We start from the raw sequence: 25639 nt of genomic DNA, 5'->3' as shown, positions 1-25639 counted from the left end.
ACAGATAGAAGACGAAGAAATTATGGCGACGCAAGATTTTTATCAGGTTCTGGGCGTATCGAAAGACGCCAATGAACGTGACATTAAAAAAGCCTACAAACGTATGGCGATGAAGTATCACCCGGACAGAACCGAGGGTGATAAAGATATGGAAATTAAGTTTAAAGAGATTAAGCAGGCGTACGAAGTTCTTTCTGATCCTCAGAAACGCCAGATGTATGATCAATATGGGCATGAAGCTTTCGAACAGGCACGCCAGGGCGGAGCTGGCCATGGTGCAGGCGGATTCGGCGGTGGCGGTGCTGATTTTGCTGATATCTTTGGTGATGTCTTCGGTGATATTTTTGGCGGTGGCAGACGTCAGCAAGCTCGCGCGCAACGCGGTGCAGATTTGCGCTACAACCTTGATATGTCGCTGGAAGAAGCGGTTCGCGGTAAAACTGTTGAGCTCGAAATTCCTACCTTAGTGGAATGTCGAGACTGTAACGGCAGTGGCGCGAAGAAAGGCAGTAAGCCGCAAACCTGTGGTCATTGTCATGGTTCAGGTCAGATTCAGATGCGCCAGGGCTTTTTTGCTGTGCAGCAAACCTGTCCTCAATGCCGTGGTACGGGTACCATTATTAAAGATCCTTGCCGCACATGTCATGGTCATGGCCGTAAAGAAGAGACAAAAACCTTGTCGGTTAAGATCCCGGCTGGCGTTGATACCGGCGATCGCATTCGTTTAGCGAATGAAGGCGAAGCGGGTGAACACGGAGCGCCTGCGGGTGATTTGTATGTTCAGGTTCACGTACGGGAGCATCCTATTTTTGCCCGCGACGGCAATAACTTGTTCTGTGAAGTGCCTGTCAGTTTCACTAAAGCTGCTCTGGGTGGCGACATTGAAGTGCCAACCTTAGATGGCAAAGTAAAACTGAAAGTGCCTAAAGAAACACAAACGGGTAAGCATTTTCGGTTACGTGGTAAAGGCGTTAAGTCAGTCCGCACGGGTGAAGTTGGCGACTTAATTTGCAAAGTGGTAATTGAAACCCCGGTAAATCTGTCATCTAAGCAACGTGACATGTTAGAAGAGCTCGAGGATTCAATGGGTACCGGCGATGAAGCTGCAAAATTCCGACCCAAAGAAAAAGGTTTTTTCGACGGCGTGAAACAATTCTTTGATGACTTACGTAGCTAGATTGTCTATCACTATATAAGTGCATGATAAAAAAGACCGGAGGCAGTCAATGAATTGGAAGACCGTGACGTTAAGTGCCTGCATGTTGGTGGTATTGGCCAGTTGTGCTAAATCTCCGACGGGCCGCTCGCAGTTGCAACTTTATTCAAATAGCGAGTTGAATAAAATGGGGGCTGCCTCCTACGAAGAAATGCGCGAAGAGCAAAAAATTAATGATGATGCTGAGGTCAATGCTTATGTGCGTTGTATCAGCGACGCATTAGTTGAAAACTTGCCGGGAAACTATAGTGAAATGGACTGGCAAGTTACTGTTTTTGCAGAGCCTACAGTCAATGCTTTTGCTTTACCGGGCGGTTATATTGGCGTATACGACGGCTTGATAGAAGTTGCCGAAAATCAACATCAGCTTGCTGCGGTTATTGGGCACGAAATTGGCCACGTTATTGCTGAACACAGTAATGAGCGCATCTCAAGTAATATGATGGTTGGGCTTGGTTTGCAGCTTGGCAGCATTCTCGCCAGTACTCAGCTGGATAACGATAAAGCCGGTTTATTGATGGCCGCGTTAGGTGTAGGAGCCCAGGTTGGTATTCTGCTGCCTTATTCACGTACCCATGAGTCAGAGTCGGATGAACTGGGAATGGAATATATGGCCGACGCCGGGTTCAATCTGGAAGAGGCACCTGAGCTTTGGCGCAATATGCAATCCGCTTCAGACGGCGAATCGCCGCCTGAGCTGTTGTCGACTCACCCGAATCCAAAAACTCGTATTAAAGATCTTGAAGCGCTGATCCCTTCGTTGCAAGAGCGTTATTCTGCGGCTCGTGCCGCCGGAAAAACACCAGCCTGTCAACGGCCTGCTTCGGTCGGCAGTTCAGACAAATAAAGTAACAGAGGGAATGATCCTGTTCCCTCTGCCTTTCAAAAGGTTATAACCTAGTTCAATTTATTCTTTTTGCCCTTATCCTTAAAGTTTTACCCTAGCTCCCATTTTTTATAAAGCGGCTGGGGAATTATGTTTAAAGCGTGGTTTGCAATTCCATTTTGGCAACGTGTTTTAGGTGCCTTTGTATTAGGCATGCTCATAGGTGGACTGGCTCCTGAAGTTGGAGTCGCGCTTAAGCCTCTTGGTGATTTATTTATAAAAGCCATTAAGATGCTGGTCGCGCCGCTTATTTTTTGTGCCATTGTTAGCGCCATTACGGATTTGAATGATGGTAAGAAATTAGGTCGTTTGGGTGCTAAAACCATTGGCTTATTTATGCTGACTGCGGTGATTGCCAGCGCTATCGGCTTAACTCTGGCCAGTGTAATTGATATGAGCCCCGTAACCACCTTGACCGCAACGGAGCAAAATGAAAAGCAAATTCCCGGCATCGCCCAAGTTTTTCTTAATTTTGTGCCGAGTAATCCTTTCGCAGCGTTAACCGAAGGTAATGTACTGCAAATCGTTGTTTTTGCTGCTTTGGTCGGTATTGCTATTCAGCGTTTAAAAGAACGGGGCGAGCCTTTGCGCAAGACGATAAAATCTGGCGCAGAGGTGATGTATGAAATTACTCGCATGGTCTTACAATTGACTCCAATAGGCGTACTTGGATTAATGTCCTGGGTTATCGGTGAGTATGGTTTTAGTACTTTACTGCCGCTGGCTAAGTTTGTCGGGGTTATTTATTTGGCCTGTCTTATTCATATTATTGTTGTTTATGGTGGTCTGATCCGCACCGCTGGGGGAATGAGCCCCTGGCAGTTCTTCAAAGCGATATTCGATGCACAGATTGTCGCCTTTACCACCTGCAGTTCGTTTGGATCATTACCTGCCGCGCACCGAGCCGTTACCGAAAGGTTGGGCGTTTCTAAAAACTATGCCAGCTTTGTGTTACCACTGGGTGCAACGATTAATATGGATGGTTGCGGTGGTATTTATCCGGCCGTTGCGTCTATTTTTATTGCGCAGCTGTACGGAATACCATTAGAGTGGATGGACTATGGCTTGATCATGTTGACGGCAACTATAGCGTCAGTAGGAACTGCGGGTGTACCAGGCACCGCTTTAGTGATGCTGACCGTAACGCTGAATGTTATTGGCTTACCTTTAGAAGGTATTGCTTTTATCGCAGCTATTGACCGAATAATCGATATGGCCCGAACCCTGACTAATGTGACCGGCGATATGATGGTTTCTAGAGTTGTTGCGCGTAGTGAAAACCTGTTGCAGGATCAAACTCATTTAGCGACGGAGTCAAAATAATGATCAATGTGGGCGTATTCGGAGCCTCAGGCAGAATGGGACAAGCGGTTATTCAGGCTTTGGCGGACGATAACGAAGCTAAGCTGGGTGCAGCCATTGTCAGAAAAAGCAGTAACAGTTACGGCGACAGTGCGACAGAGAACGAGCCCGTTCATTTTATTAGCGCCGACGAATTGCAGCCCGAGCAGGTTGATGTCCTTATTGATTTTTCTTTGCCTGAAGCACTCACTGAAAACCTGAAGCTTGCTGAACAATATCAATTGCCTATTGTTGTTTGTACGACGGGGTTAAACGAAGAACAGAAAGAACGTCTGGCTCAGGCGGCCGAGACCGTGCCGGTGCTGTATGCCAGTAATACCAGCATTGGCATTGCTTTGCTTGAACAGCTGGTTGGTTTAAGCAGTGCTGCATTACCCAATGCTGATATTGAGATTTTCGAGGCGCATCACCGGCACAAAAAAGATGGCCCGTCCGGAACGGCGCTGAGTTTGGGGCAGGCTGCCGCAAAAGGCCGGCAGCAAAACTGGGAACAGGTTAACGACGGTATCCGCTCTGACGGTCTGCGTAGCGACGATGGCATTGGCTTCTCTGTAATGCGGGCAGCGGATATTATCGGTGAACATCAAGTCACTCTGGCGGTTGCGGGTGAACGCATTGAGATTGGACACCGTGTCAGCAATCGAAAAACTTTTGCCGACGGAGCCTTACGTGCCGCTAAGTGGCTCGACGAACAAGCGCCCGGTTTATATAGCCTGCAGGACACCTTGAATTTGCAGGACATACTGCAACGCATGCTCAAGCAATAAATACCGCTGGACGGTTTTCGTAATATTTCGTAGAATGGCGGGAATTTGCCTGAATCAGTCCGAAGGCCGGCGTGATTTGGCAAAACGCGCGGTTCAGGACGCAAGACGGGGAAGTCAAATTATTGATTTACCCGTTTTTTTATGTACGGAGGTTGCCCTTGAGTATTCTAGCGAGTCAATCCGCTAAACGAGCGATTCTGGTGCTTGCTGACGGGACCGTGTTTCGCGGAACCGCTATCGGAGCCGAAGGCTCTGCAGTCGGCGAAGTGGTCTTCAACACGGCCATGACAGGTTACCAGGAAATTCTTACTGACCCATCTTATACAGAACAAATCGTTACTCTCACTTATCCCCATATAGGCAATACCGGTATTAACTCTGAAGACGCAGAGTCTGATCAGGTTTGGGCGAAAGGACTTATCATTAGAGATTTGGCAATGAAAGCCAGCAATTTCCGTAGTGAGGAAACGCTAAGCGCTTACTTGCAACGTCACAATGTGGTGGGCATTGCAGATATTGATACGCGTCGTTTAACTCGCATTCTGCGCGAGAAAGGTGCGCAAAATGGCTGCATTATGGTTGGCGAGCTGGATGAAAATAAAGCGCAGGAACTGGCTCAGAAGTTTCCGGGCTTAAAAGGAATGGACCTTGCGAAAGAAGTTTGCTGCGATAAGCCTTACGACTGGCAGGGCGGCAGCTGGCAGCTTGGCGAAGGCCACACCAAACCAGAGCAGAATAAATACCATGTAGTCGCTTACGACTATGGTTGTAAACACAACATTCTGCGTTTGCTGGCAGACCGAAACTGTAAGATTACAGTCGTACCGGCTCAAACGTCGGCCGAGGATGTACTGGCATTAAAACCCGATGGGGTTTTCCTATCGAATGGTCCGGGCGACCCTGAGCCTTGCGATTACGCGATCACAGCAATCAAAGCCTTATTGGATAAAGACATTCCAATTTTTGGTATTTGCCTTGGTCATCAATTATTGGCTATTGCCAGTGGCGCGCACTCCATGAAAATGAAGTTTGGTCATCACGGCGCTAACCACCCGGTACAAGATTTAAAAACGAAACGGGTGATGATTACCAGTCAGAACCATGGCTTTGCCGTTGATGAAAAGCAGCTGCCGGATAACCTGGAAGTGACTCACGTGTCTTTGTTCGATGGCACATTGCAGGGTATTCGCCGCAAAGATAAGCCGGCCTTTAGTTTTCAGGGGCACCCTGAAGCAAGCCCTGGGCCGCACGATGCCAGTGAACTGTTTGACCAATTTATTGAATTGATGCAGGCCAAAGCCTGATTCGTCGAATGATATTCGATGCCGTCATCCGTAGCGAAAGGACAGATAGAGCGACTTTATGCCAAAACGTACCGACATTAAAAGCATTCTGATTCTGGGTGCAGGCCCTATTGTTATCGGCCAGGCCTGTGAGTTTGATTACTCCGGCGCTCAAGCGTGCAAAGCGCTGCGCGAGGAAGGTTACCGAGTCATTTTGGTAAATTCTAACCCTGCTACCATTATGACTGACCCGGAAATGGCCGATGCAACTTATATCGAGCCAATTCACTGGGAAGTAGTAGAGAAAATTATTGAGCGTGAGCGTCCGGATGCGGTGTTACCGACCATGGGTGGCCAAACCGCTTTGAACTGTGCGCTGGATTTAGACCGCCACGGTGTGCTGGAACGCTACAAGGTTGAAATGATTGGCGCTAATGCCGATGCGATTGATAAAGCGGAAAACCGAGATCGCTTCGATAAGGCAATGAAAGCGATTGGTCTGGAAACACCGAATGCTGAAATGGCTCATAGTCTTGATGAAGCCTTTGATGTGCTTAGCCGATTAGGTTTCCCTTGCATTATTAGACCGTCCTTCACTATGGGCGGCAGTGGCGGTGGTATTGCTTATAACCGCGAAGAATTTGAAGAAATTTGCCGCCGGGGTCTGGACTTGTCGCCAACCAATGAGTTGTTAATTGACGAATCGCTACTGGGCTGGAAAGAGTACGAGATGGAAGTTGTGCGCGATAAAAGCGATAACTGCATCATTGTCTGTACTATTGAAAACTTTGACCCTATGGGTATTCACACCGGTGACTCAATTACGGTTGCGCCTGCCCAGACGTTGACAGACAAAGAATTCCAGCTAATGCGTGATGCGGCAATGGCCGTTCTGCGCGAAATCGGTGTGGAAACTGGTGGTTCAAACGTACAGTTTGGTGTTAATCCGGACACCGGACGTATGGTCATTATCGAGATGAACCCACGGGTTTCGCGTTCATCCGCTTTGGCATCAAAAGCTACAGGCTTCCCAATTGCTAAGGTTGCAGCGAAACTGGCAGTTGGATACACGCTTGATGAACTTGAGAACGAAATAACCGGCGGCAAAACGCCCGCGTCTTTCGAGCCTGCATTAGATTACGTGGTCACAAAAATACCGCGCTTTAACTTTGAAAAATTTGCTAACTGTAATGACCGGCTGACCACACAAATGAAGTCGGTAGGTGAGGTGATGGCTATTGGCCGTAACTTCCAGGAGTCAATGCAAAAAGCATTGCGTGGTCTAGAGCTTGGTGCCTCAGGTTTTGACCCTATTGTGGACTTAGAAGCTAAAGATGCCCGTTCAAAAGTTATCCGTGAATTAAAAGAACCGGGTGCAGAGCGTATTTGGTATATCGCCGACGCTTTCCGCTTAGGTATGACGGTACGCGAAGTCTTTGAACTAACGCGTATAGATGAGTGGTATCTGATTCAAATTGAAGAGCTTGTCGACCTTGAAAAAGAGGTTGATGAACTTGGTTTAGCCGGGCTCACCGCAGACGTGATGACGGTGCTGAAACGTCGTGGTTTTGCTGACTCCCGTATAGCCGATGTTCTGCATGTGAGTGAAGCAGAAGTTCGTAAAAAGCGTTATAAGTATAAAATTCATCCCGTTTACAAACGTGTTGATACCTGTGCGGCTGAATTCGCCTCTGGCACAGCTTATATGTATTCAAGCTACGATGAAGAATGCGAAGCAGCGCCGACGGACAATGACAAAATTATGGTTATTGGTGGCGGACCAAACCGTATAGGGCAGGGCATTGAGTTCGATTATTGCTGTGTGCATGCCTCGCTGGCGCTGCGTGAAGACGGTTATGAAACCATTATGGTGAACTGTAACCCGGAAACAGTGTCTACCGACTATGACACATCAGATCGTCTATACTTTGAGTCTATTACTCTCGAAGATGTCCTCGAAATTGTTCGTATTGAAAAGCCTAAAGGGGTTATTGTCCAATACGGTGGCCAGACTCCGTTGAAGCTGGCGCGTGAGCTTGAGGCTAATGGCGTGCCGATTATCGGTACGTCGCCTGACGCTATTGACAGAGCTGAAGATCGCTCAAGATTTCAGACTGCAGTGCGTCGTTTAGGGCTGAAGCAGCCCGAGAACTCAACAGTCACAGGCTTTAACGAAGCATTAACTGAAGCAAAACGTATCGGCTATCCTTTAGTCGTGCGCCCATCTTATGTGTTGGGTGGCCGTGCGATGGAAATCGTTTATGACGAAGCCGACCTGCAACGTTATTTGACTGACGCGGTCAAAGTGTCAAACGACGCACCGGTACTGCTGGATCGTTTTCTTGATAACGCGATAGAAGTGGACGTTGATGCCATCTGCGATGGTACCGACGTGCTAATTGGCGGCATTATGCAGCATATAGAGGAAGCCGGTGTTCACTCAGGTGACTCTGCGTGTTCATTACCTCCGTACTCATTGAGTGACATTATTCAGGCTCAATTACGTGAACAAATGCGTAAGCTAGCCTTTGAATTGAATGTGAATGGCTTGATGAATGCGCAGTTTGCGGTTAAAGACGATGAAATTTATCTGATTGAGGTAAACCCAAGAGCTGCTCGAACCGTACCTTTTGTTTCTAAAGCAACAGGTGTGCCGTTAGCCAAAGTGGCAGCGCGGGTAATGGTTGGCCAGTCACTGCAAGAGCAGGGCTATGTAAAAGAAATTATTCCACCGTATTACTCGGTGAAAGAAGTGGTTATTCCTTTTGCAAAATTTCAGGGCGTGGATCCGATTCGCGGACCTGAAATGCGTTCAACCGGTGAAGTTATGGGTGTGGGTGAAAGCTTTGAAGAAGCTTATGCGAAAGCCAACCTGGGTGCCGGCGAAGCGTTGGCCAAAAAAGGTAAAGCACTCATTTCTGTAAAAGACAGTGACAAGCAACGCTTGATGGACTTAGCCCGCGGCTTATTGGCATTAGGCTTTAGTTTAGAAGCAACGCGCGGTACAGCCAAAATGCTTGGCGAAGAAGGTATTGACTGCAGTATTGTAAATAAACTGCAAGAAGGCCGTCCAAATATTGTTGATGCGATTAAAAACGGCGAATATTGCTATATTATAAATACAGTAGAAGGCCGTCAGGCGATTGAAGACTCGGTCTATATTCGCCGCGAAGCACTATTGAATAAAGTTATTTACACCACAACATTGAATGCTGCGTTTGCGACAGTAAAAGCAAATACAGCGGATGATCGGGCTCGGGTGAGCTCGGTACAAGAATTACATAAAAGGGTATCGTTAATATGAACCAGATTCCAATGACGGAACATGGCGCGCAATTATTACGTGATGAGCTTAAACGTTTAAAAACGGTAGAGCGTCCGCGCATTGTTGAAGCTATTGCTGATGCTCGCGAGCATGGTGATTTAAAAGAAAATGCGGAATATCATGCAGCGCGTGAACAGCAAGGTTTTTGCGAAGGCCGTATTCAGGAAATTGAATCCAAGCTTTCCAACGCACAGATTATTGATGTAACTAAGGTACCAAATAACGGCAAAGTTATTTTTGGCTCCACAGTCACCGTTTACAACACGAAAACGGACGAAGAAGTTACTTATAAAATAGTTGGCGATGATGAAGCGGATATTAAATCAAACTTAATTTCTGTGAATTCACCCATTGCGCGTGCGCTTATTGGTAAAGAAATTGATGATATTGCGACAGTAACGACACCTAACGGTGAAGTTGAATACGAGGTTGTTGCAGTACAATATAAGTAATATCAAAAATGAGTGTATAAAAGGCTGGAAACGTAAGTTTACCAGCCTTTTTCTTTTTATTAGCTTTTCAAATACATTCCTGTTTGTTTTTTATACTATCTATTGTATAGTTTGCTCTTATCTTTTTTCTAACATTAAATTTACAAGAGAAGATGACAATGGACAAGGAACAGTCACTATCATTTAATACTCTTCAATATACACCTCTTGATGAACTCACTGTCACGGAGTGTTTCGAGCGTTTAAAACTCATCTCACAGAAGGCAACTTATAAAGATGTTTCTGTGTGGTTAGGCCGCAACGCCAACGACTATGCCAACTGGAAACGTAGTAACAAGTTACCTTTTGCCGAAATTATCCGTAAACTACTGCAAGAAAGAATTTCTCTTAACTGGTTTTTCGCTCCGGGTTATACCTTGCATGAACCCAGCTACACTTATACTCAGGGTGACTATGTTAAGAGCAGTGTGGTAGAGGAAGAACGCAAACGGCGAATTGAGTTTTTAAAAGCTCACAAGAAGATAGAGCCGTTATTGAAAGTCTACGGGCTGCAAGATGACGAAAAATGCATGACTTTGATGCTGGATGCGTATTTTTCCACTACCGATAAGTGGATGGAGAAATCGCAGGCATTAGAGTTAGTAGCGAAAGCATTAGCTCTTAAGCCTGCGATTCAAAGAATTACCCGCGAGGAAGACGAATCTTAGGTTCTTCTGCAGCACGGTATATCACTTGTGTTTTACCGATAATTTGCACTTCAGCGGCACCTGTTTCATGTACAATGGTTGCCATAATTTGCTTTCTGAGCTCGCGGTCTTCTTCCGGAACTTTTATTTTAATCAGTTCATGGTGGTCAAGTGCTTGCTCAATTTCTGCAAGAACACCTTCAGTAAGGCCGTTAGCCCCAAGTAGTACGACGGGTTTAAGCGGATGTGCTAAACCTTTTAAATGCTGTTTTTGCTTATTACTTAATGACATTCGATAATATCCGTTTTAGAGCTTGATTTTTTAACATTGTAACGCCAGATCAGGTATTCAGGCCAGACAATTAAGGAAACTTCGTTAAATCATGGGAAAAAAACGCAGTGTGAGTAGTCAGCGCTGGCTGAAAGAACATTTTGACGATCAGTTTGTCCAAAAAGCACAGAAGAAGGGATTACGATCCCGCGCTGTTTTTAAATTGGAAGAAATACAAAAACGGGACAAACTGATCAAAAAAGGTCAAACCGTCGTTGATCTAGGAGCGGCCCCGGGTGGGTGGTCACAATACGTTGCCGACTACTTTAATGGTGACGGTCAGATTATTGCTTGTGATATTTTAGCGATGGACCCAATCGCCGGAGTCGATTTTCTTCAGGGCGATTTTCGTGAAGAATCGGTACTAGACGCTTTATTGGAACGTATCGGTGGTAAGAATGTTGATGTGGTGCTGTCTGATATGGCACCTAATATGAGTGGCAATGGTACGGTGGACCAGGCACGCTCTATGTATTTGGTAGAGCTGGCGCTGGACATGTGCAATCAGGTTTTGAAACCCGGCGGAAGTTTTGCCGTCAAAGTGTTTCAGGGGCAAGGTTTTGAATCTTTCCTGAAAGATGTACGAGCAGCGTTTAACGATGTGAAAACGAGAAAACCAGAGTCCTCGAGAGCACGTTCGAGAGAGGTCTACTTGGTAGCGACAGACTATAAACTGTAGTACCCTGTTGGGTAGTTGATTTTTAATAGAGGTAATAGGCTTTGAGCGATATGGCAAAGAATCTCATCTTGTGGCTTGTAATAGCCGTCGTACTGATGAGCGTTTTTCAGAGCTTCAGTCCGAGCGGAACGTCATCATCAACCATGGTATACAGCGAATTTGTATCTCAGGTTAATAATGGCAATATTCGTCGTGCTGAATTTGGTGATGATGGACGCACTATTTCAGGTATGACTCGCAATGGTCAGTCTTATAAAACCGTTGTACCAACTCAATATGATCCAAAAATTCTGGATGATTTGTTGGCAAACGATGTAGAAACACAAGGTACTCCGCCGGAAGAGCAGAGTATTCTGGCATCTATCTTTATTTCGTGGTTCCCAATGCTGTTGTTAATTGGTGTATGGATATTCTTCATGCGTCAGATGCAGGGCGGTGGCGGCCGTGGGGCCATGTCGTTTGGTAAAAGCAAAGCCAAGCTGATGAATGAAGAGCAATCAAAAACAACGTTCAAAGACGTTGCGGGTTGTGATGAGGCCAAAGAAGAAGTCTCAGAGCTTGTTGATTATCTGAAAGACCCTTCTAAGTTTCAGCGTCTGGGCGGCAAAATACCGAAAGGCGTTCTTATGGTCGGACCTCCGGGTACGGGTAAAACTTTGCTGGCAAAAGCTATTTCTGGCGAAGCAAAAGTACCGTTCTTCAGCATTTCCGGTTCAGACTTCGTTGAGATGTTTGTTGGTGTCGGTGCTTCCCGTGTTCGTGACATGTTTGAACAAGCGAAAAAATCTGCGCCATGCATTATCTTTATTGATGAGCTTGATGCCGTGGGTCGCCAACGTGGTGCCGGACTCGGTGGTGGCCACGATGAACGTGAGCAGACATTGAACCAAATGCTGGTTGAAATGGATGGCTTTGAAGGTAATGAAGGCATTATCGTTATTGCCGCGACTAACCGTCCAGATGTCTTAGATCCTGCATTATTGCGTCCCGGCCGCTTTGACCGTCAGGTTATCGTTGGTTTACCGGATGTTCGTGGTCGTGAGCAGATTCTTAAAGTGCACATGCGTAAAGTACCATTGGGTGATGACGTTAAACCGTCAGTGATTGCTCGTGGTACACCCGGCTTTTCTGGTGCGGACTTAGCGAACTTAGTTAACGAAGCTGCGCTATTTGCTGCCCGGGGCGACAAGCGCGTCGTTTCAATGGAAGAATTTGATAAAGCAAAAGACAAGATCATGATGGGTGCAGAGCGCCGCTCAATGGTTATGACGGATGATGAAAAAGCGATGACCGCTTACCACGAAGCCGGCCACGCCATTGTTGGTCGCCTTGTGCCAGAACATGATCCAGTCTACAAAGTATCGATTATTCCACGAGGCCGCGCACTGGGTGTGACCATGTATCTGCCAGAGCAGGATCGTGTCAGCCACAGTAAACAGCATCTTGAAAGTATGATTTCAAGCTTATTCGGTGGACGTCTCGCAGAAGCCATTATTTATGGTAACGATAAAGTGACCACCGGCGCCTCTAACGACATTGAACGTGCAACTGAAATTGCTCGTAAAATGGTTACCCAGTGGGGACTGTCGGAGAAAATGGGGCCGTTGCTGTACGCCGAAGATGAAAATGAAGTATTCCTCGGTCGCTCGGTAACCCAGCACAAGCACATGTCAGATGACACTGCGCGCGCTATTGATGAAGAAGTGAAGTCAGTTATCGACCGTAATTATCAGCGAGCGAAAAAGCTGCTGGAAGAAAACGAAGATATTTTGCATTCAATGAAGGACGCATTAGTTCGCTATGAAACTATTGATGCCGACCAAATTGATGACTTGATGAACCGTCGCGATGTTCGTCAGCCAAAAGACTGGGATGACAGAGACAGTGGTGGTAACGATTCTGACGGTGGGGCTGCTAAGGCAGAGAACACCGAAGAACGTCCGGACCGCCCCATTAATGTTGATAAACCCGGGGATGCGACTTCTTAACGTTGATTCTTTTAAAAAGCCACCGCGAGGTGGCTTTTTTGTAGGACACAGTTATTAGCGGAGCTAAGCCATGCCGAAAAATCCAAAGCCGTTGCGAGTTATGGGAATTGTTAATGTCACTCCGGACTCATTTTCAGACGGGGGTGAGTACAACCGCCTAAATGATGCAATAGACCACATTGCACAGCTGATCAAAGACGGCGCTGACATTGTGGACATTGGTGGGGAGTCAACCCGCCCTGGTGCTTATTCGGTTGCTGAACAGGAAGAGTTGGACAGAGTTGTTCCTTTGGTAAAGGCGGTAAGAGACCGTTTTGATGTTGCTATTTCGGTGGACACAACCAAACCCAAAGTCATGACAGAGTCGATAGAAGTTGGCGCCAATATAATTAATGATGTGAATGCCTTGCGTGAGAAAGGTGCTCTGGAAGCGCTGGCAGCGACAAACGCAGAAGTGTGTCTGATGCACATGCAGGGTGAGCCACGAAGTATGCAGCACAACCCTAATTATGATGATGTTGTTTGCGACGTTAAGACTTTTTTGCAAGAGCGTGTTATAGCGTGTGAAAAAGCGGGTATCGAACGCGAGAGGATTTGGTTGGATCCTGGTTTTGGTTTTGGCAAGTCGCAGCGACATAACTACCAGTTATTGCAACGTTTGCAGGCGTTTCACGAATTGCAGTTGCCGTTATTGGTGGGAATGTCGCGAAAAAGCATGATAGGTCATGTTACTGGACGTGAAGTAAAAGATCGCTTAGCAGGCAGTTTAGCGGCTGCAACCATTGCAGCAATGAAAGGAGCACGTATAATTCGCGTTCATGATGTTAAGGAGACAGTTGATGCGATGAAAGTGGTTGCAGCAACTATAGAAGGAGAACACCTTTGAGTGAGCGTAAATATTTCGGCACTGATGGCGTGCGCGGACGTGTCGGGCAATTCCCGATAACCCCTGAATTTGCCGTAAAGCTTGGCTGGGCCGCTGGGCGTGTACTAGCCGCTAAGGGTACCAGTCGCGTATTAGTGGGCAAAGACACCCGGGTTTCTGGTTATATGCTTGAGTCAGCACTGGAGGCTGGTTTAGCCGCTGCTGGTGTTGGCGTGGACTTCTTAGGTCCTATGCCCACTCCCGGAATTGCTTATCTTACACGCACGTTCAGAGCTGCTGCCGGAATCGTGATCAGCGCCTCTCATAACCCATATTATGATAATGGTATTAAGTTTTTTGCTGATAACGGACACAAGCTTCCTGACGCGGTTGAGCTGGAAATTGAACGTTTGTTGGACGAGCCTATGGACTGCGTTATTTCCGAAGAGTTAGGGCGGGCAAAACGCATTAATGATGCCGCAGGACGTTATATTGAGTTTTGTAAAAGCGTATTCCCCAACGAAATGACGCTGGAAGGGCTTCACATCGTGGTTGACTGCGCCCATGGCGCTACTTACCACATTGCGCCTAATGTGCTTCGGGAACTTGGTGCTGAAGTGACCGAAATAGGCACGCAGCCCAATGGCCTCAATATTAATAAAGAGTGCGGTGCAACGCACTTAACGGCATTGCAGAATAAAGTACTGGAAACCAAAGCCGACCTTGGCATAGCGCTTGACGGCGATGGCGATCGCATCATGATGGTGACTGAAAACGGACGCCCCATTGATGGCGACGAAATTCTTTATATGCTCGCTGTTACTGCGCAGAATCAGGGACAGCTTCAGGGCGGGGTTGTTGGTACTTTGATGACCAACTTTGCTTTGGAGAAGGAGCTGGATAAACGGCGTATTCCATTCGTTCGTGCAAAAGTCGGTGACCGCTATGTTATTGAGGAACTGGTTAAGCGTGACTGGTATCTGGGGGGAGAGAACTCCGGCCATGTTATAAACCGTCAGCATCACACTACTGGGGACGGCATTATAGCTGGCCTGCAGGTGTTGGCAGCTATGTATCAGGAACAAAAGTCTCTGGAGAAACTGAGCTGCGACTTTCATAAGCTGCCGCAAGTACTTATTAATGTCCGCTTTGAGAGCGATAAACAGCCGCTGGAATCAGAAAATGTGAAAAGCGTTGTTCGTGAAGTTGAGAGCGCTTTAGCAGGCACTGGTCGGGTCTTATTACGTAAGTCTGGCACTGAACCTTTAATTCGCGTAATGGTCGAGGGTGAGAACGAAGCTAAGGTAAAAGCCTTTGCTCAGCAAATTGCGAACGAGGTCGAAGCGGCTACAAATTAAACAGTTAGCGGATAGTGGTGAAAATCTCGCTTGTAAGTTGGCGAGTGTTTCGCTACTATTCCCGCGCTCTGGAGTAGAGGACAAACTATGCCTAATGCATCACTAGTGATTGCAAATTGGAAAATGAACGGAAATCGCGAGCTAACGAAAACAATGTCGGCGGCTTTGCGGGAAAAACTTAATCAGCTTCAGCAAGTTAAGTTAGTCATTTGTCCTCCGTTCACCCTTATTGGCGAGCTGGCTAATCAATGTTATTACGATGACATTGCCATTGGTGCTCAGAATGTATCTGAACACACTGGTGGTGCCTTTACCGGCGAAATCTCAACCGCACAGCTACAAGAGTTTGGTGTTAGCTATGTGTTAGTGGGACATTCAGAACGTCGGCAGCTGTTCGCAGAAACCGACAAAATGGTGAATGAGAAAGCCTTGGCTACGGTTAATGCCGGTATGAAAGCGGTGATTTGTGTTGGTGAGAATAAAGCACAACGCGATGAGGGAAACACCTGGGAAGTTGTAGCACAGCAAGCGCAAGCGGCTTTAGCTGATCTTCCTAAGGAGCAAGCCGGTAAAATTGTTTTGGCCTATGAGCCTGTTTGGGCAATTGGTACTGGAGAAACGGCTTCACCAGAACAAGCACAGGACGTTCATGCAAAATTAAGAGCGTTACTGGTAGAGCAATTTGGCGCGATTGGTGAGAAAATGCCGTTATTGTACGGCGGCTCAGTTAAAGCTGACAACGCTGCCGAATTATTTGCGCAAAAAGACATTGATGGCGGCCTGATAGGTGGCGCAAGTCTGAAAGAATCAGATTTTGTTGCTATTTGCCAAGCTGCTCAAGGGTAAAATTATGTACGAAATTTTGATGATCGCATTTCTCGTTGTCGCTTTGGTCTTAATTGGCTTTATTATGCTGCAACAAGGCAAAGGCGCAGACATGGGCGCATCTTTTGGCTCAGGCGCATCGAACACTGTTTTTGGTTCATCAGGTTCAGGTAACTTCCTGACCCGGGCAACAGCCGGGTTAGCGGTAGTGTTTTTCATTCTGAGCCTGGTGTTGGGTAACTTATCGACCTCTACTGATGAGTCGTCAAATGACTTCTCAGACCTTTCAGTTCCGGCTGAAGAGCAAGAGTTACCTCCAGCGGATGATAAGTCAGAGTCTGAATCTGACGTGCCGCCAATTGACTAAGATTTTGCAGAAGTGGTGGAATTGGTAGACACGCTACCTTGAGGGGGTAGTGCTCTTACGGGCGTGCGGGTTCAAGTCCCGCCTTCTGCACCAAAATTAGCTCTCTGATTGTTGCCTCAGAGGTTGAAAATAAACGAAAAATACGTATAATGTGCAACAAGTTTCGGACGCGGGGTGGAGCAGTCTGGTAGCTCGTCGGGCTCATAACCCGAAGGTCGTAGGTTCAAATCCTGCCCCCGCAACCAATTTTAGTAGCAGCGTTTCGCATTAAGGCGTCGCTTTTGCTAAAATAACTGACAAAGGGTCCAGTGTTCAGAAAGCCCCGCAGCAGCTCGGGGCTTTTTGCTATGCGGCCTTAGCTATCCTAGGATAGCCAGAACACTGGGCGCTTGCGCCCTTTTTTTGTTTCAGGAGGCAGTAATTGGCAAATTTGCAAGAACGGTTAACCGATATAATTCGCCCAGCGGTAGAAGCGCTGGACTTTGAATTGTGGGGCGTAGAATTTATTCGCGCCGGTAAGTTTTCAACTTTACGGGTATATATCGATCATCCGGAAGGCATCAGTGTGGATAACTGTGCAGAAGTGAGTTATCAGGTCAGTTCACTGCTGGATGTTGAAGACCCTATTAATGTTGAATACAACCTGGAAGTGTCCTCTCCAGGAATGGAAAGACCGTTTTTTAATGCCGAACAAATGCAGCCTTATATAAATGAAACCGTTGCTTTTGAGTTAGTAGCGGCGCAAAAAAACAAAAGAAAATTTAAGGCAGAATTGATTGCGGTTGAGGGTGAAGAACTGACCCTTGCCGTTGATAACGATACTCTTCAGGTGAATATGCGTGATGTGAAGAACGCTCACCTGGTTCCGGCATTTGATTAAAAGATTGCGTTGGCGAGGCAGCACTCATGAGTAAAGAAATACTGTTAGTCGCAGAAGCGGTTTCAAACGAAAAAGCAGTACCACGCGAAAAAATATTTGAAGCGTTAGAGTCAGCATTGGCTCATGCGACCAAAAAGAAGTACGACGGCGATATTGAAGTTCGCATTGATATCGATCGCACCACCGGCGAATTTGATACCTTCCGTCGTTGGTTAGTCGTTGAAGACACGGATTCAGGGTTAGAGCATCCTTACCGTGAAATTAGCTTGTCAGCAGCGCAATACGAAGATCCATCGGTACAAGCCGGTGATTACGTAGAAGAGCAAATTGATTCGATACAGTTTGACCGTATTACGACCCAGACTGCAAAACAAGTTATCGTACAAAAAGTACGTGAAGCCGAACGAGCTCAGGTTGTTGATGAATACCGTGAGCAAGTGGGTGAAATGGTCAGCGGTATTGTTAAGCGTGCGAATCGGGAACACGTTATTCTGGATTTAGGTAATAACGCGGAAGCGATTATTTATCGTGACGAAATGTTACCGCGTGAATCTGTGCGTCCAGGTGATCGCATTCGCGGTTTGCTCTATGACGTTCGTCCAGAAGCTCGTGGAGCACAGTTATTTGTAAGCAGAACCAATCCTAACTTCTTATTGGAATTGTTCCGTATCGAGGTGCCTGAAATAGGCGAAGAGATGATTGAGCTACGCGGTGCTGCCCGAGACCCGGGTTCGCGTGCTAAAATTGCGGTTAAGAGTAACGATAAGCGTATAGACCCTGTTGGGGCTTGCGTTGGTATGCGCGGTGCACGAGTTCAGGCGGTATCCGGTGAGCTTGGTGGCGAGCGCGTAGATATTGTGCTTTGGGATGATAACCCGGCACAGTACGTCATTAACGCGATGGCGCCTGCTGAAGTAGCGTCTATAGTTGTGGATGAAGATGCACACACTATGGATATTGCGGTTGCGGCAGATAACCTGGCTCAAGCTATTGGTAAAGGTGGACAGAACGTTCGCCTGGCCAGCCAGCTAACCGGCTGGACACTGAATGTTATGACCGAAGACGAGTTCAACGAAAAAAATGAAGCTGAAACTCAGCGTCTATTGAACTTGTTCGTATCGACTTTAGATATCGATGAAGATTTTGCCAATGTACTGGTTGATGAAGGCTTCTCTTCACTTGAAGAAGTGGCTTATGTCCCGGTTGCAGAATTCCTTGATATTGAAGGGATGGACGAAGATATCGTAGAAGAATTGCGTAGCAGAGCACGTGCTTATTTAACCACGAAAGCTCTGGCTACCGAAGAATCTCTGGAATCGGCTGAACCAGATGACACACTGTTGAACCTTGAAGGAATGGAGCGTCACCTGGCTTATGTATTAGCCAGCAAAGGCGTGACAACTCTGGAAGAGTTAGCGGAACAGGGTGTTGACGACTTAGCCGATATTGAAGAATTAAATGAACAGCAGGCTGGCGATTTAATTATGAAAGCTCGCAATATTTGCTGGTTCAATGAAGAACAGTAGAACGATCAGCGGAGGTACAACAGACTATGGAAGAAGTAACGCTCGATAAGCTGGCCACAGATGTCGGTACAACAGTTGATCGTCTGGTTCAGCAGTTCGCTGAAGCGGGCATGACCAAGAAAGCGGGTGATTCTGTTAACGAAGAAGAGAAACAGAAATTACTGGCTCACTTGAATCGTCAGCACGGCGGTGGCGGCAGCTCTGAACCCAGCAAAATGACTTTAAAGCGCAAAACAAAAAGTACGTTAAGCGTTGGTGGCGGAAGAGACTCTAAATCCGTTCAGGTAGAAGTGCGTAAAAAGCGTACTTACGTGAAACGTTCAGCAAGCGAAGAACAGGAACGTGAAGAACAAGAACGCTTAGCGCAAGAGAAAGAAGCGGAAGAAGCGAAGCTTCGCGAAGAAGAAAAACAGCGCGAAGAAGAACAGCAGCGTAAAGAAGCGGAAGCCAAGGCTAAAGCAGAACGCGAAAAAGCTGAGAAAGAAAAAGCTGAAAAAGAAAAGCTGCGCAAAGAAAAAGAGAAAGAGCGTCAAAAAGCAGAAGCTGAAAAACGTGCTGCAATGACACCTGAAGAGCGTGAAGCGGCAGACAAAGCGAAAGCCGATGCTGAAAAACTGAAGCGTCAACAGGAAGAAGAAGCCCGTAAAAAAGCGGAAAAAGAAGCGGAAGCGCAAGCGGAAGAAGCTCGTAAACTGGCGGAAGAAAACGCAAAACGCTGGGAAGAAGAAGAGCAGAAACGTAAACAGCAAGAAAAAGAAGACGTGCATTTTACAACGTCATCTACTGCGCAAGAAGCTGAAGACGCACAAGATTTTGACGAAGAACGTAAAAGCCGCAAACGCGGTAAAAAGCGTCGTCGTAAAGATGAAGAAAGCGATGATACCCCACGCCGCGAGAAGCGTCGTAAAGGTGCTCGTCGCGGGTCGTCGCTGCAACAGGGCTTTAACAAACCAGCTCAGCCAGTTGAACGTGATGTGAAAATTGGTGAGACCATTACCGTTGGTGAACTTGCTAACCGTATGGCAGTTAAAGCCAGTGACCTTATCAAGACCATGATGAAAATGGGCGAGATGGTCACCATTAACCAGATTCTTGATCAAGACACAGCCGCTTTAGTGGTTGAAGAGCTGGGTCATAAACCTGCGTTGGTGAAAGATAATGCGCTGGAAGAAGAAGTGCTTTCTGACCGCCAGGAAGGCGGAGAAGAGGCACCTCGTGCACCAGTCGTTACTGTTATGGGTCACGTTGACCATGGTAAAACATCGTTGCTGGATTACATTCGTAAAGCCAAAGTTGCATCAGGCGAAGCGGGTGGTATTACTCAGCACATCGGTGCATACCACGTTGAAACGGGTCATGGCATGGTGACTTTCCTGGATACTCCGGGACACGCCGCCTTTACTTCTATGCGTGCACGTGGTGCAGGCGCAACAGACGTTGTTATCCTGGTAGTCGCTGCGGATGATGGTGTTATGCCGCAAACCAAAGAAGCGGTTCAGCACGCAAAAGCTGCTGGCGTTCCTCTGGTTGTTGCTATCAACAAAATGGATAAAGAAGGCGCTGACCCAGATCGTGTGAAGAACGAGTTGTCGCAGTTGGAAGTTATTCCTGAAGACTGGGGTGGCGATGTTCAGTTCATTCCATTGTCAGCGCACACCGGTGACGGTATTGATGAACTGTTAGAAGCTATTTTGCTGCAATCTGAAGTATTGGATTTACGTGCAGAGAAAACCGGTATGGCCTCAGGTATTGTGGTTGAATCACGCCTGGATCGAGGCCGCGGCCCGGTAGCAACGGTATTGGTTCAGCGCGGTCTGCTGAAGCAGGGCGATGTTGTACTTTGTGGTCTTGAATACGGTCGTATTCGTGCGATGCGCGATGAAACCGGTAAAGAAATTAAAGAAGCTGGCCCATCAATTCCGGTAGAAATACTGGGTCTGTCTGGTGTTCCTCAGGCGGGTGATGAAGCAACGGTTGTCAGAGACGAGCGTAAAGCGCGTGAAGTTGCTAACTATCGTCAGGGTAAATACCGTGATGTGAAATTAGCTAAGCAACAGAAAGCGAAACTGGAAAACATGTTTGCGGACATGGCCGAAGGTGATGTTGCTGAGCTTAATATTGTACTTAAGTCTGACGTACAAGGGTCACTGGAAGCGATTTCTGATGCCTTAACCAAACTGTCAACTGATGAAGTGAAAGTGAACATCATCGGTAGCGGCGTTGGTGGTATCACCGAAACCGATATTTCTCTGGCCAGTGCCTCAAATGCCATTGTTGTTGGTTTTAACGTTCGTGCTGAAGCTGCGGCCAGAAAACTGGTTGAACAGGAAAGTGTCGACTTACGCTATTACAGTGTTATTTACGACTTAATTGACGAAGTTAAAGCGGCAATGAGCGGTATGCTGCAGCCTGAGTTTAAACAGCAGATTATTGGTTTAGCCGAAGTTCGTGATGTCTTCAAATCACCTAAGATTGGTGCCATTGCTGGTTGTATGGTAACTGAAGGTGTGGTGAAGCGTTCTGCTCCAATTCGCGTATTGCGTGATAACGTTGTTATCTACGAAGGTGAGCTGGAATCTTTACGTCGCTTTAAAGATGACGTTCAGGAAGTTCGTAACGGCATGGAATGTGGTATCGGTGTTAAGAACTACAACGATGTCAAAGAAGGCGACCAAATCGAAGTCTTCGAAACCATTCAGATTGAACGTACGCTGTAATCAAGGACACAGGAATTTATGGCTCAAGAGTTTAGCCGTACCGAAAGGGTACGGCATCAGCTACAACGAGAAATCGCTATGATCCTGCAACGTGAGATAAAAGATCCTCGCGTTAGCATGGTCACAGTATCCGACGTGGAAGTTTCTCGTGACTTAGCTTATGCCAAAGTGTTTGTTACCTTTTTCCAGGATGACCCTGAGCAAATTAAGCAGGCGTTAAAAGTGTTGAATGAAGCCTCAGGCTTCATTCGATCTTTATTGGGTAAGCGCATCAAAGCACGCATTGTTCCGCAACTAAAATTTCAGCACGACGCTTCTTTAAATGAAGGGATTCGTATGGGCAAATTGGTTGCGGAAGCTCGTGAACGAGATAAGAAAAGCAGCGAAAACAGCGGAGACGATTAATGTCTAAAGCTCGTCTACGCAAAGGCCGTGCTCTCACGGGCGTAGTATTATTGAATAAACCGCAGGGCATGAGTTCAAACCATGCCCTGCAGCGTGTTAAGCGCCTGTATAATGCACAAAAAGCCGGTCATACTGGTGCGCTGGATCCTCTGGCAACCGGTATTCTGCCAGTTTGTCTCGGAGAGGCGACCAAATTCTCGCAATATCTGTTGGATGCCGATAAAGCCTACCGGGTTGAAGCTACGCTGGGGGTAAGAACAACCACCAGTGACGCCGAAGGCGAAGTGGTTGAGGAAAAGCAGGTTGCAGTTGATGCCGCTAAGGTTGCCGATGCAATAAAGCAGTTTATTGGTGAACAGGAACAGTCTCCCTCTATTTATTCGGCACTGAAGCACGAAGGCCGTCCATTATATTATTATGCGCGGCAAGGCATTGAAGTACCGAAAAAAACGCGCACAATCACCGTCCACTCTATCGAACTGCTGGATATTCAGGACAATAAAGTGACCCTGCAAGTGAGTTGCAGCAAAGGTACCTATATTCGTACTTTAGTTGATGACCTGGGTCAGTTATTAGGCTGTGGTGCTCACGTATCCATGCTACACCGTAACGCAGTAGCCGACATAGCTGAAGCCGCTATGGTGACCCTGGAACAACTGGAAACGTTAGCAGAAGAGGGCTATGAAGGTCTCGATGCGTTATTGCATCCGGCTGATTTGCTACTGGGACAATTGCCAGAGGTAACAGTGACTCAAGCGCAAACTCGCGACTTTTTGCATGGACAGCCGATTCCTTTACCTGAGCAAAATGGAAATGACGCAGAAGAATGGCGCGTTGCCACAGAAAACTCGCTATTTCTTGGTGTTGCACGGGTGAAAAATGCGGAATTATGGCCGCGTCGGGTTATTGCGCGGGAGCATGTGGATTTATAGTTGTTTTTACGGCGGCTGACGAGTATAATCGCCGCCTTCATATCGATGCTGAATTAGTGATTGGCGTCGATCATTTTGACAAAACTTAGGAGTTAGCATGTCACTAACTGTTGAACAGAAAGCTGAGATTTTAAAAGAATTTGGCCAAGGCGAGAACGATACCGGTTCTCCTGAAGTGCAAGTTGCGCTTTTAACTAAAAACTTGGCTGAATTACAAGACCACTTTAAAGAACATAAGAAAGATCACCACTCACGTCGTGGTCTGCTACGTATGGTTAGCCGTCGTCGTAAGCTACTTGATTACCTGAAGCGTAAAGACGAAAAACGTTACGTAGCTATCGTAGAACGTCTTGGCATCCGTCGCTAAGACAAACGTTCTGAAAAGAATAAAATTAAAAGGGCCTTCAGGCCCTTTTTTTGTATTCTTTTTTAGGCTTATGGGTCTTAATTTCGTCACAATTCCCCTATACTATGCGATGAGATAAATAAAGAGAGAAGACGAGTATCAATCCGGATACTCTATATTTTGAAGGTAAAGGAAAGCAACGTGAATCCAATAACTAAACAATTTCAGTACGGTCAGCACACAGTCACTTTAGAAACTGGCGTAATAGCACGTCAGGCGACTGCTTCTGTGCTTGCCAGCATCGATGACACAACAGTCCTGGTCACTGTGGTTGCGAAAAAAGAAGCTCGCGAAGGGCAAAACTTTTTTCCATTAACGGTAAATTACCAAGAGAAAACTTACGCAGCCGGTAAAATTCCAGGTGGCTTCTTTAAGCGTGAAGGCCGTCCAAGCGAAAATGAAACTCTGACTTGTCGTTTAATCGACCGTCCAATTCGCCCATTATTCCCTGATGGTTTCATGAACGAAGTGCAAGTTGTTGCAACTGTTGTTTCTGTAAACCCTCAAATTAATCCTGATATTGTTGCCTTAATTGGTACTTCAGCAGCACTGTCTATTTCTGGTGTTCCTTTCGCAGGCCCAATCGGTGCAGCTCGTGTTGGTGTCGTGAACGATGAATATGTATTAAACCCAACCGCAGATGAGTTAGAAAACTCGAAGCTGGACCTTGTGGTTGCTGGTACTGATAAAGCTGTCTTAATGGTTGAATCAGAAGCTGAACTGCTGTCTGAAGACCAAATGCTTGGTGCCGTTATGTATGGTCACGAAGCAATGCAGGACGTTATCAAAGCCATTACTGAATTTACTGCAGAAGCAGGCAAAGAGAAGTGGGACTGGCAGGCACCTGCAAAAGATGAAAGTTTGCAGACTAAAATACGTGAATTGGCAGAGCAAGGTATTGGCGAAGCCTACCGCACTACCGACAAAGCAGAACGTAAAGGTAAGCTTGACCAGGTTAAAGAGCAGATGGTCGAGAAGCTGACTGCTGAAGATGAAAATGTCGATTTAGAAGAAGCCGGCAAAATCTTCCACGATCTGGAAAGTGATATTGTCCGTAGCCGTATTATTGCTGGTGAAAAGCGTATTGATGGCCGCGACCCTGACATGGTTCGTGCTATTAGTGTGGCGACTGGTGTATTACCGCGTACTCACGGTTCAGCATTGTTTACCCGTGGTGAGACTCAGGCGTTGGTAACTGCGACTTTAGGTACTGACCGTGATGCTCAGATGATTGATGAGCTGACTGGTATGAACACGAATCGCTTCATGCTGCATTATAACTTCCCTCCATACTGTGTTGGTGAAACGGGTATGGTTGGTTCGCCGAAACGTCGTGAAATTGGTCATGGTCGTTTGGCTAAGCGTGGTATTCAGGCTGTTATGCCTAGCCACGACGAATTCCCATACACTATTCGTGTGGTTTCAGAAATTACTGAATCAAACGGTTCAAGTTCAATGGCCTCAGTTTGTGGTTCTTCACTGGCGTTGATGGATGCGGGTGTGCCAATCAAGTCTTCTGTAGCGGGTATTGCTATGGGCTTGGTCAAAGAAGGCGACAAGCATGTTGTTCTGTCTGATATCCTTGGTGACGAAGATCACTTAGGTGATATGGACTTTAAAGTAGCCGGTAACACCGATGGTATTACTGCGCTGCAAATGGACATTAAAATTGATGGTATCACTCGTGACATCATGGAAAGTGCATTAGCGCAGGCTAAATCAGCTCGCTTACACATTCTGAAAGTGATGGACGAAGCTATAGGCGGTCACCGTGAAGAGCTGTCTACTTATGCACCTCGCTTTACCACCATCAAAATTGATCAGGACAAGATCAAAGACGTTATCGGTAAAGGCGGAGCGGTTATTCGCGAGCTGACTGAGTCAACTAATACCAACATTGAGATTGGTGACGACGGTACTATTAAAGTTGCAGCAAGCGACCAGGCTGATGCCGATGCCGCTATTGAGAAAATCAAGCAGTTAACGGCTAACGTTGAAGTTGGCAAAATTTACCAGGGTAAAGTAGCGCGTATCGTAGACTTCGGTGCCTTTGTTACTGTTCTGCCAGGTAAAGATGGCTTAGTACACATTTCTCAAATTGCAGAAGAACGTGTTAACGACGTAAACGAATACCTGAAAGTTGGTGATGTTGTTCCGGTTAAAGTACTGGAAATTGACCGTCAGGGCCGCGTGCGTTTAAGCATGAAAGAAGCAGCTGAGAAAAAAGAAGAACCAGCAACTGAAGCGCCGGCAGAGCCAGCAGCTGAAGAAGAAACCAAAAGCGAAGAATAATCGTAAAGATTTTCTCAGCTTTATTGAAAACCCCGTTTAAACGGGGTTTTTTTATGTCTGCTTTTTGCCTGAATGGCGTTGAATGTGCTGT

At 46.7% G+C, this 25639-nt stretch carries 22 protein-coding genes and 2 tRNA genes; 23 read left to right on the top strand and 1 reads right to left on the bottom strand.

What is annotated here, in order from left to right:
* Window positions 1-22 precede the first annotated feature (22 nt).
* The 8 genes from dnaJ to ACP7H9_RS03670 all read left to right on the top strand — a co-directional run bounded on the left by dnaJ (window position 23) and on the right by ACP7H9_RS03670 (window position 9998).
* Window positions 23-1177 (top strand): molecular chaperone DnaJ, encoded by a 1155-nt coding sequence (gene dnaJ / locus ACP7H9_RS03705; protein WP_034820113.1) that lies wholly within the window; start codon window positions 23-25, stop codon window positions 1175-1177.
* 49 nt (window positions 1178-1226) lie between these two features.
* Complete coding sequence (locus ACP7H9_RS03700; protein ID WP_439222179.1) at window positions 1227-2063, top strand: M48 family metallopeptidase; 837 nt, start codon at window positions 1227-1229, stop codon at window positions 2061-2063.
* A gap of 129 nt (window positions 2064-2192) precedes the next feature.
* Window positions 2193-3425, top strand: a complete 1233-nt coding sequence (locus ACP7H9_RS03695; protein WP_439222178.1) for a dicarboxylate/amino acid:cation symporter — start codon at window positions 2193-2195, stop codon at window positions 3423-3425.
* Window positions 3425-4231, top strand: coding sequence for a 4-hydroxy-tetrahydrodipicolinate reductase (gene dapB / locus ACP7H9_RS03690; protein WP_114981549.1), 807 nt, complete (start codon window positions 3425-3427; stop codon window positions 4229-4231). Before ACP7H9_RS03695 ends, dapB begins: the two co-directional genes overlap by 1 nt.
* Before the next feature lie 158 nt (window positions 4232-4389).
* Entirely contained in the window at window positions 4390-5535 is a 1146-nt protein-coding gene (gene carA, locus ACP7H9_RS03685) for a glutamine-hydrolyzing carbamoyl-phosphate synthase small subunit (RefSeq protein WP_034820125.1), read from the top strand.
* A gap of 58 nt (window positions 5536-5593) precedes the next feature.
* Window positions 5594-8818 carry a carbamoyl-phosphate synthase large subunit gene (gene carB / locus ACP7H9_RS03680; RefSeq protein WP_034820138.1) on the top strand — a complete coding sequence of 1075 codons (3225 nt, stop codon included), beginning with the start codon at window positions 5594-5596 and terminating at the stop codon, window positions 8816-8818.
* On the top strand, window positions 8815-9291 hold the full coding sequence (greA, locus tag ACP7H9_RS03675; RefSeq protein ID WP_011234230.1) for a transcription elongation factor GreA: 477 nt from the start codon (window positions 8815-8817) through the stop codon (window positions 9289-9291). The genes carB and greA overlap by 4 nt, the downstream gene beginning before the upstream one ends.
* 158 nt (window positions 9292-9449) lie before the next feature.
* Window positions 9450-9998, top strand: coding sequence for a hypothetical protein (locus tag ACP7H9_RS03670; protein WP_114981548.1), 549 nt, complete (start codon window positions 9450-9452; stop codon window positions 9996-9998).
* Here the strand turns inward: ACP7H9_RS03670 and yhbY are convergent.
* Entirely contained in the window at window positions 9973-10269 is a 297-nt protein-coding gene (gene yhbY, locus ACP7H9_RS03665; RefSeq protein WP_011234228.1) for a ribosome assembly RNA-binding protein YhbY, read from the bottom strand. The genes ACP7H9_RS03670 and yhbY overlap by 26 nt on opposite strands.
* A 91-nt stretch (window positions 10270-10360) precedes the next feature.
* On the opposite strand from yhbY, the gene rlmE reads away from it, so the two are divergent.
* From rlmE to pnp, 15 genes are all read left to right on the top strand, one after another.
* Window positions 10361-10987, top strand: coding sequence for a 23S rRNA (uridine(2552)-2'-O)-methyltransferase RlmE (gene rlmE, locus ACP7H9_RS03660; protein WP_114981547.1), 627 nt, complete (start codon window positions 10361-10363; stop codon window positions 10985-10987).
* 41 nt (window positions 10988-11028) lie between these two features.
* Window positions 11029-12975 (top strand): ATP-dependent zinc metalloprotease FtsH, encoded by a 1947-nt coding sequence (ftsH, locus tag ACP7H9_RS03655; RefSeq protein ID WP_011234226.1) that lies wholly within the window; start codon window positions 11029-11031, stop codon window positions 12973-12975.
* 70 nt (window positions 12976-13045) lie between these two features.
* A complete protein-coding gene (gene folP / locus ACP7H9_RS03650) occupies window positions 13046-13861 on the top strand; it encodes a dihydropteroate synthase (RefSeq protein ID WP_034820142.1) in 816 nt (271 codons plus the stop codon).
* Window positions 13858-15198, top strand: a complete 1341-nt coding sequence (gene glmM, locus ACP7H9_RS03645; RefSeq protein WP_011234224.1) for a phosphoglucosamine mutase — start codon at window positions 13858-13860, stop codon at window positions 15196-15198. Before folP ends, glmM begins: the two co-directional genes overlap by 4 nt.
* 87 nt (window positions 15199-15285) lie before the next feature.
* Window positions 15286-16044, top strand: a complete 759-nt coding sequence (gene tpiA / locus ACP7H9_RS03640) for a triose-phosphate isomerase (RefSeq protein ID WP_114981546.1) — start codon at window positions 15286-15288, stop codon at window positions 16042-16044.
* A 4-nt stretch (window positions 16045-16048) separates the two neighbouring features.
* Window positions 16049-16390: a preprotein translocase subunit SecG gene (gene secG, locus ACP7H9_RS03635; protein WP_034820144.1), complete on the top strand. Its 342-nt coding sequence runs from the start codon at window positions 16049-16051 to the stop codon at window positions 16388-16390.
* A 6-nt stretch (window positions 16391-16396) separates the two neighbouring features.
* Window positions 16397-16483, top strand: a tRNA-Leu gene (locus ACP7H9_RS03630).
* A gap of 75 nt (window positions 16484-16558) precedes the next feature.
* Window positions 16559-16635, top strand: a tRNA-Met gene (locus tag ACP7H9_RS03625).
* A gap of 176 nt (window positions 16636-16811) precedes the next feature.
* Entirely contained in the window at window positions 16812-17270 is a 459-nt protein-coding gene (gene rimP / locus ACP7H9_RS03620) for a ribosome maturation factor RimP (protein ID WP_114981545.1), read from the top strand.
* 26 nt (window positions 17271-17296) lie between these two features.
* Window positions 17297-18796 (top strand): transcription termination factor NusA, encoded by a 1500-nt coding sequence (gene nusA / locus ACP7H9_RS03615; protein WP_011234220.1) that lies wholly within the window; start codon window positions 17297-17299, stop codon window positions 18794-18796.
* Between the two features lie 26 nt (window positions 18797-18822).
* Complete coding sequence (infB, locus tag ACP7H9_RS03610; RefSeq protein WP_034820151.1) at window positions 18823-21513, top strand: translation initiation factor IF-2; 2691 nt, start codon at window positions 18823-18825, stop codon at window positions 21511-21513.
* Between the two features lie 18 nt (window positions 21514-21531).
* Window positions 21532-21918, top strand: a complete 387-nt coding sequence (gene rbfA, locus ACP7H9_RS03605) for a 30S ribosome-binding factor RbfA (RefSeq protein WP_034820154.1) — start codon at window positions 21532-21534, stop codon at window positions 21916-21918.
* Complete coding sequence (gene truB, locus ACP7H9_RS03600; protein WP_114981544.1) at window positions 21918-22850, top strand: tRNA pseudouridine(55) synthase TruB; 933 nt, start codon at window positions 21918-21920, stop codon at window positions 22848-22850. The genes rbfA and truB overlap by 1 nt, the downstream gene beginning before the upstream one ends.
* A gap of 97 nt (window positions 22851-22947) precedes the next feature.
* On the top strand, window positions 22948-23217 hold the full coding sequence (gene rpsO, locus ACP7H9_RS03595) for a 30S ribosomal protein S15 (protein ID WP_011234216.1): 270 nt from the start codon (window positions 22948-22950) through the stop codon (window positions 23215-23217).
* 180 nt (window positions 23218-23397) lie between these two features.
* On the top strand, window positions 23398-25548 hold the full coding sequence (pnp, locus tag ACP7H9_RS03590) for a polyribonucleotide nucleotidyltransferase (RefSeq protein ID WP_114981543.1): 2151 nt from the start codon (window positions 23398-23400) through the stop codon (window positions 25546-25548).
* Window positions 25549-25639: the final 91 nt, after the last annotated feature.

Origin of the sequence: Idiomarina sp. ST20R2A10 (assembly GCF_051842345.1) — a bacterium.
GTDB classification, from domain to species: domain Bacteria; phylum Pseudomonadota; class Gammaproteobacteria; order Enterobacterales; family Alteromonadaceae; genus Idiomarina; species Idiomarina loihiensis.
Note: the sequence above shows the minus strand (reverse complement) of the source record. Positions and strands in the feature narration are given on the sequence as shown.

Bases quoted from the DNA above. Each gene is read 5' to 3' on its own strand.
- dnaJ (WP_034820113.1), top strand. From the start codon at position 23: ATGGCGACGCAAGATTTTTATCAGGTTCTGGGCGTATCGAAAGACGCC.
- ACP7H9_RS03700 (WP_439222179.1), top strand. From the start codon at position 1,227: ATGAATTGGAAGACCGTGACGTTAAGTGCCTGCATGTTGGTGGTATTG.
- ACP7H9_RS03695 (WP_439222178.1), top strand. From the start codon at position 2,193: ATGTTTAAAGCGTGGTTTGCAATTCCATTTTGGCAACGTGTTTTAGGT.
- dapB (WP_114981549.1), top strand. From the start codon at position 3,425: ATGATCAATGTGGGCGTATTCGGAGCCTCAGGCAGAATGGGACAAGCG.
- carB (WP_034820138.1), top strand. From the start codon at position 5,594: ATGCCAAAACGTACCGACATTAAAAGCATTCTGATTCTGGGTGCAGGC.
- greA (WP_011234230.1), top strand. From the start codon at position 8,815: ATGAACCAGATTCCAATGACGGAACATGGCGCGCAATTATTACGTGAT.
- ACP7H9_RS03670 (WP_114981548.1), top strand. From the start codon at position 9,450: ATGGACAAGGAACAGTCACTATCATTTAATACTCTTCAATATACACCT.
- yhbY (WP_011234228.1), bottom strand. From the start codon at position 10,269: ATGTCATTAAGTAATAAGCAAAAACAGCATTTAAAAGGTTTAGCACAT.
- rlmE (WP_114981547.1), top strand. From the start codon at position 10,361: ATGGGAAAAAAACGCAGTGTGAGTAGTCAGCGCTGGCTGAAAGAACAT.
- folP (WP_034820142.1), top strand. From the start codon at position 13,046: ATGCCGAAAAATCCAAAGCCGTTGCGAGTTATGGGAATTGTTAATGTC.
- tpiA (WP_114981546.1), top strand. From the start codon at position 15,286: ATGCCTAATGCATCACTAGTGATTGCAAATTGGAAAATGAACGGAAAT.
- secG (WP_034820144.1), top strand. From the start codon at position 16,049: ATGTACGAAATTTTGATGATCGCATTTCTCGTTGTCGCTTTGGTCTTA.
- nusA (WP_011234220.1), top strand. From the start codon at position 17,297: ATGAGTAAAGAAATACTGTTAGTCGCAGAAGCGGTTTCAAACGAAAAA.
- infB (WP_034820151.1), top strand. From the start codon at position 18,823: ATGGAAGAAGTAACGCTCGATAAGCTGGCCACAGATGTCGGTACAACA.
- rbfA (WP_034820154.1), top strand. From the start codon at position 21,532: ATGGCTCAAGAGTTTAGCCGTACCGAAAGGGTACGGCATCAGCTACAA.
- truB (WP_114981544.1), top strand. From the start codon at position 21,918: ATGTCTAAAGCTCGTCTACGCAAAGGCCGTGCTCTCACGGGCGTAGTA.
- rpsO (WP_011234216.1), top strand. From the start codon at position 22,948: ATGTCACTAACTGTTGAACAGAAAGCTGAGATTTTAAAAGAATTTGGC.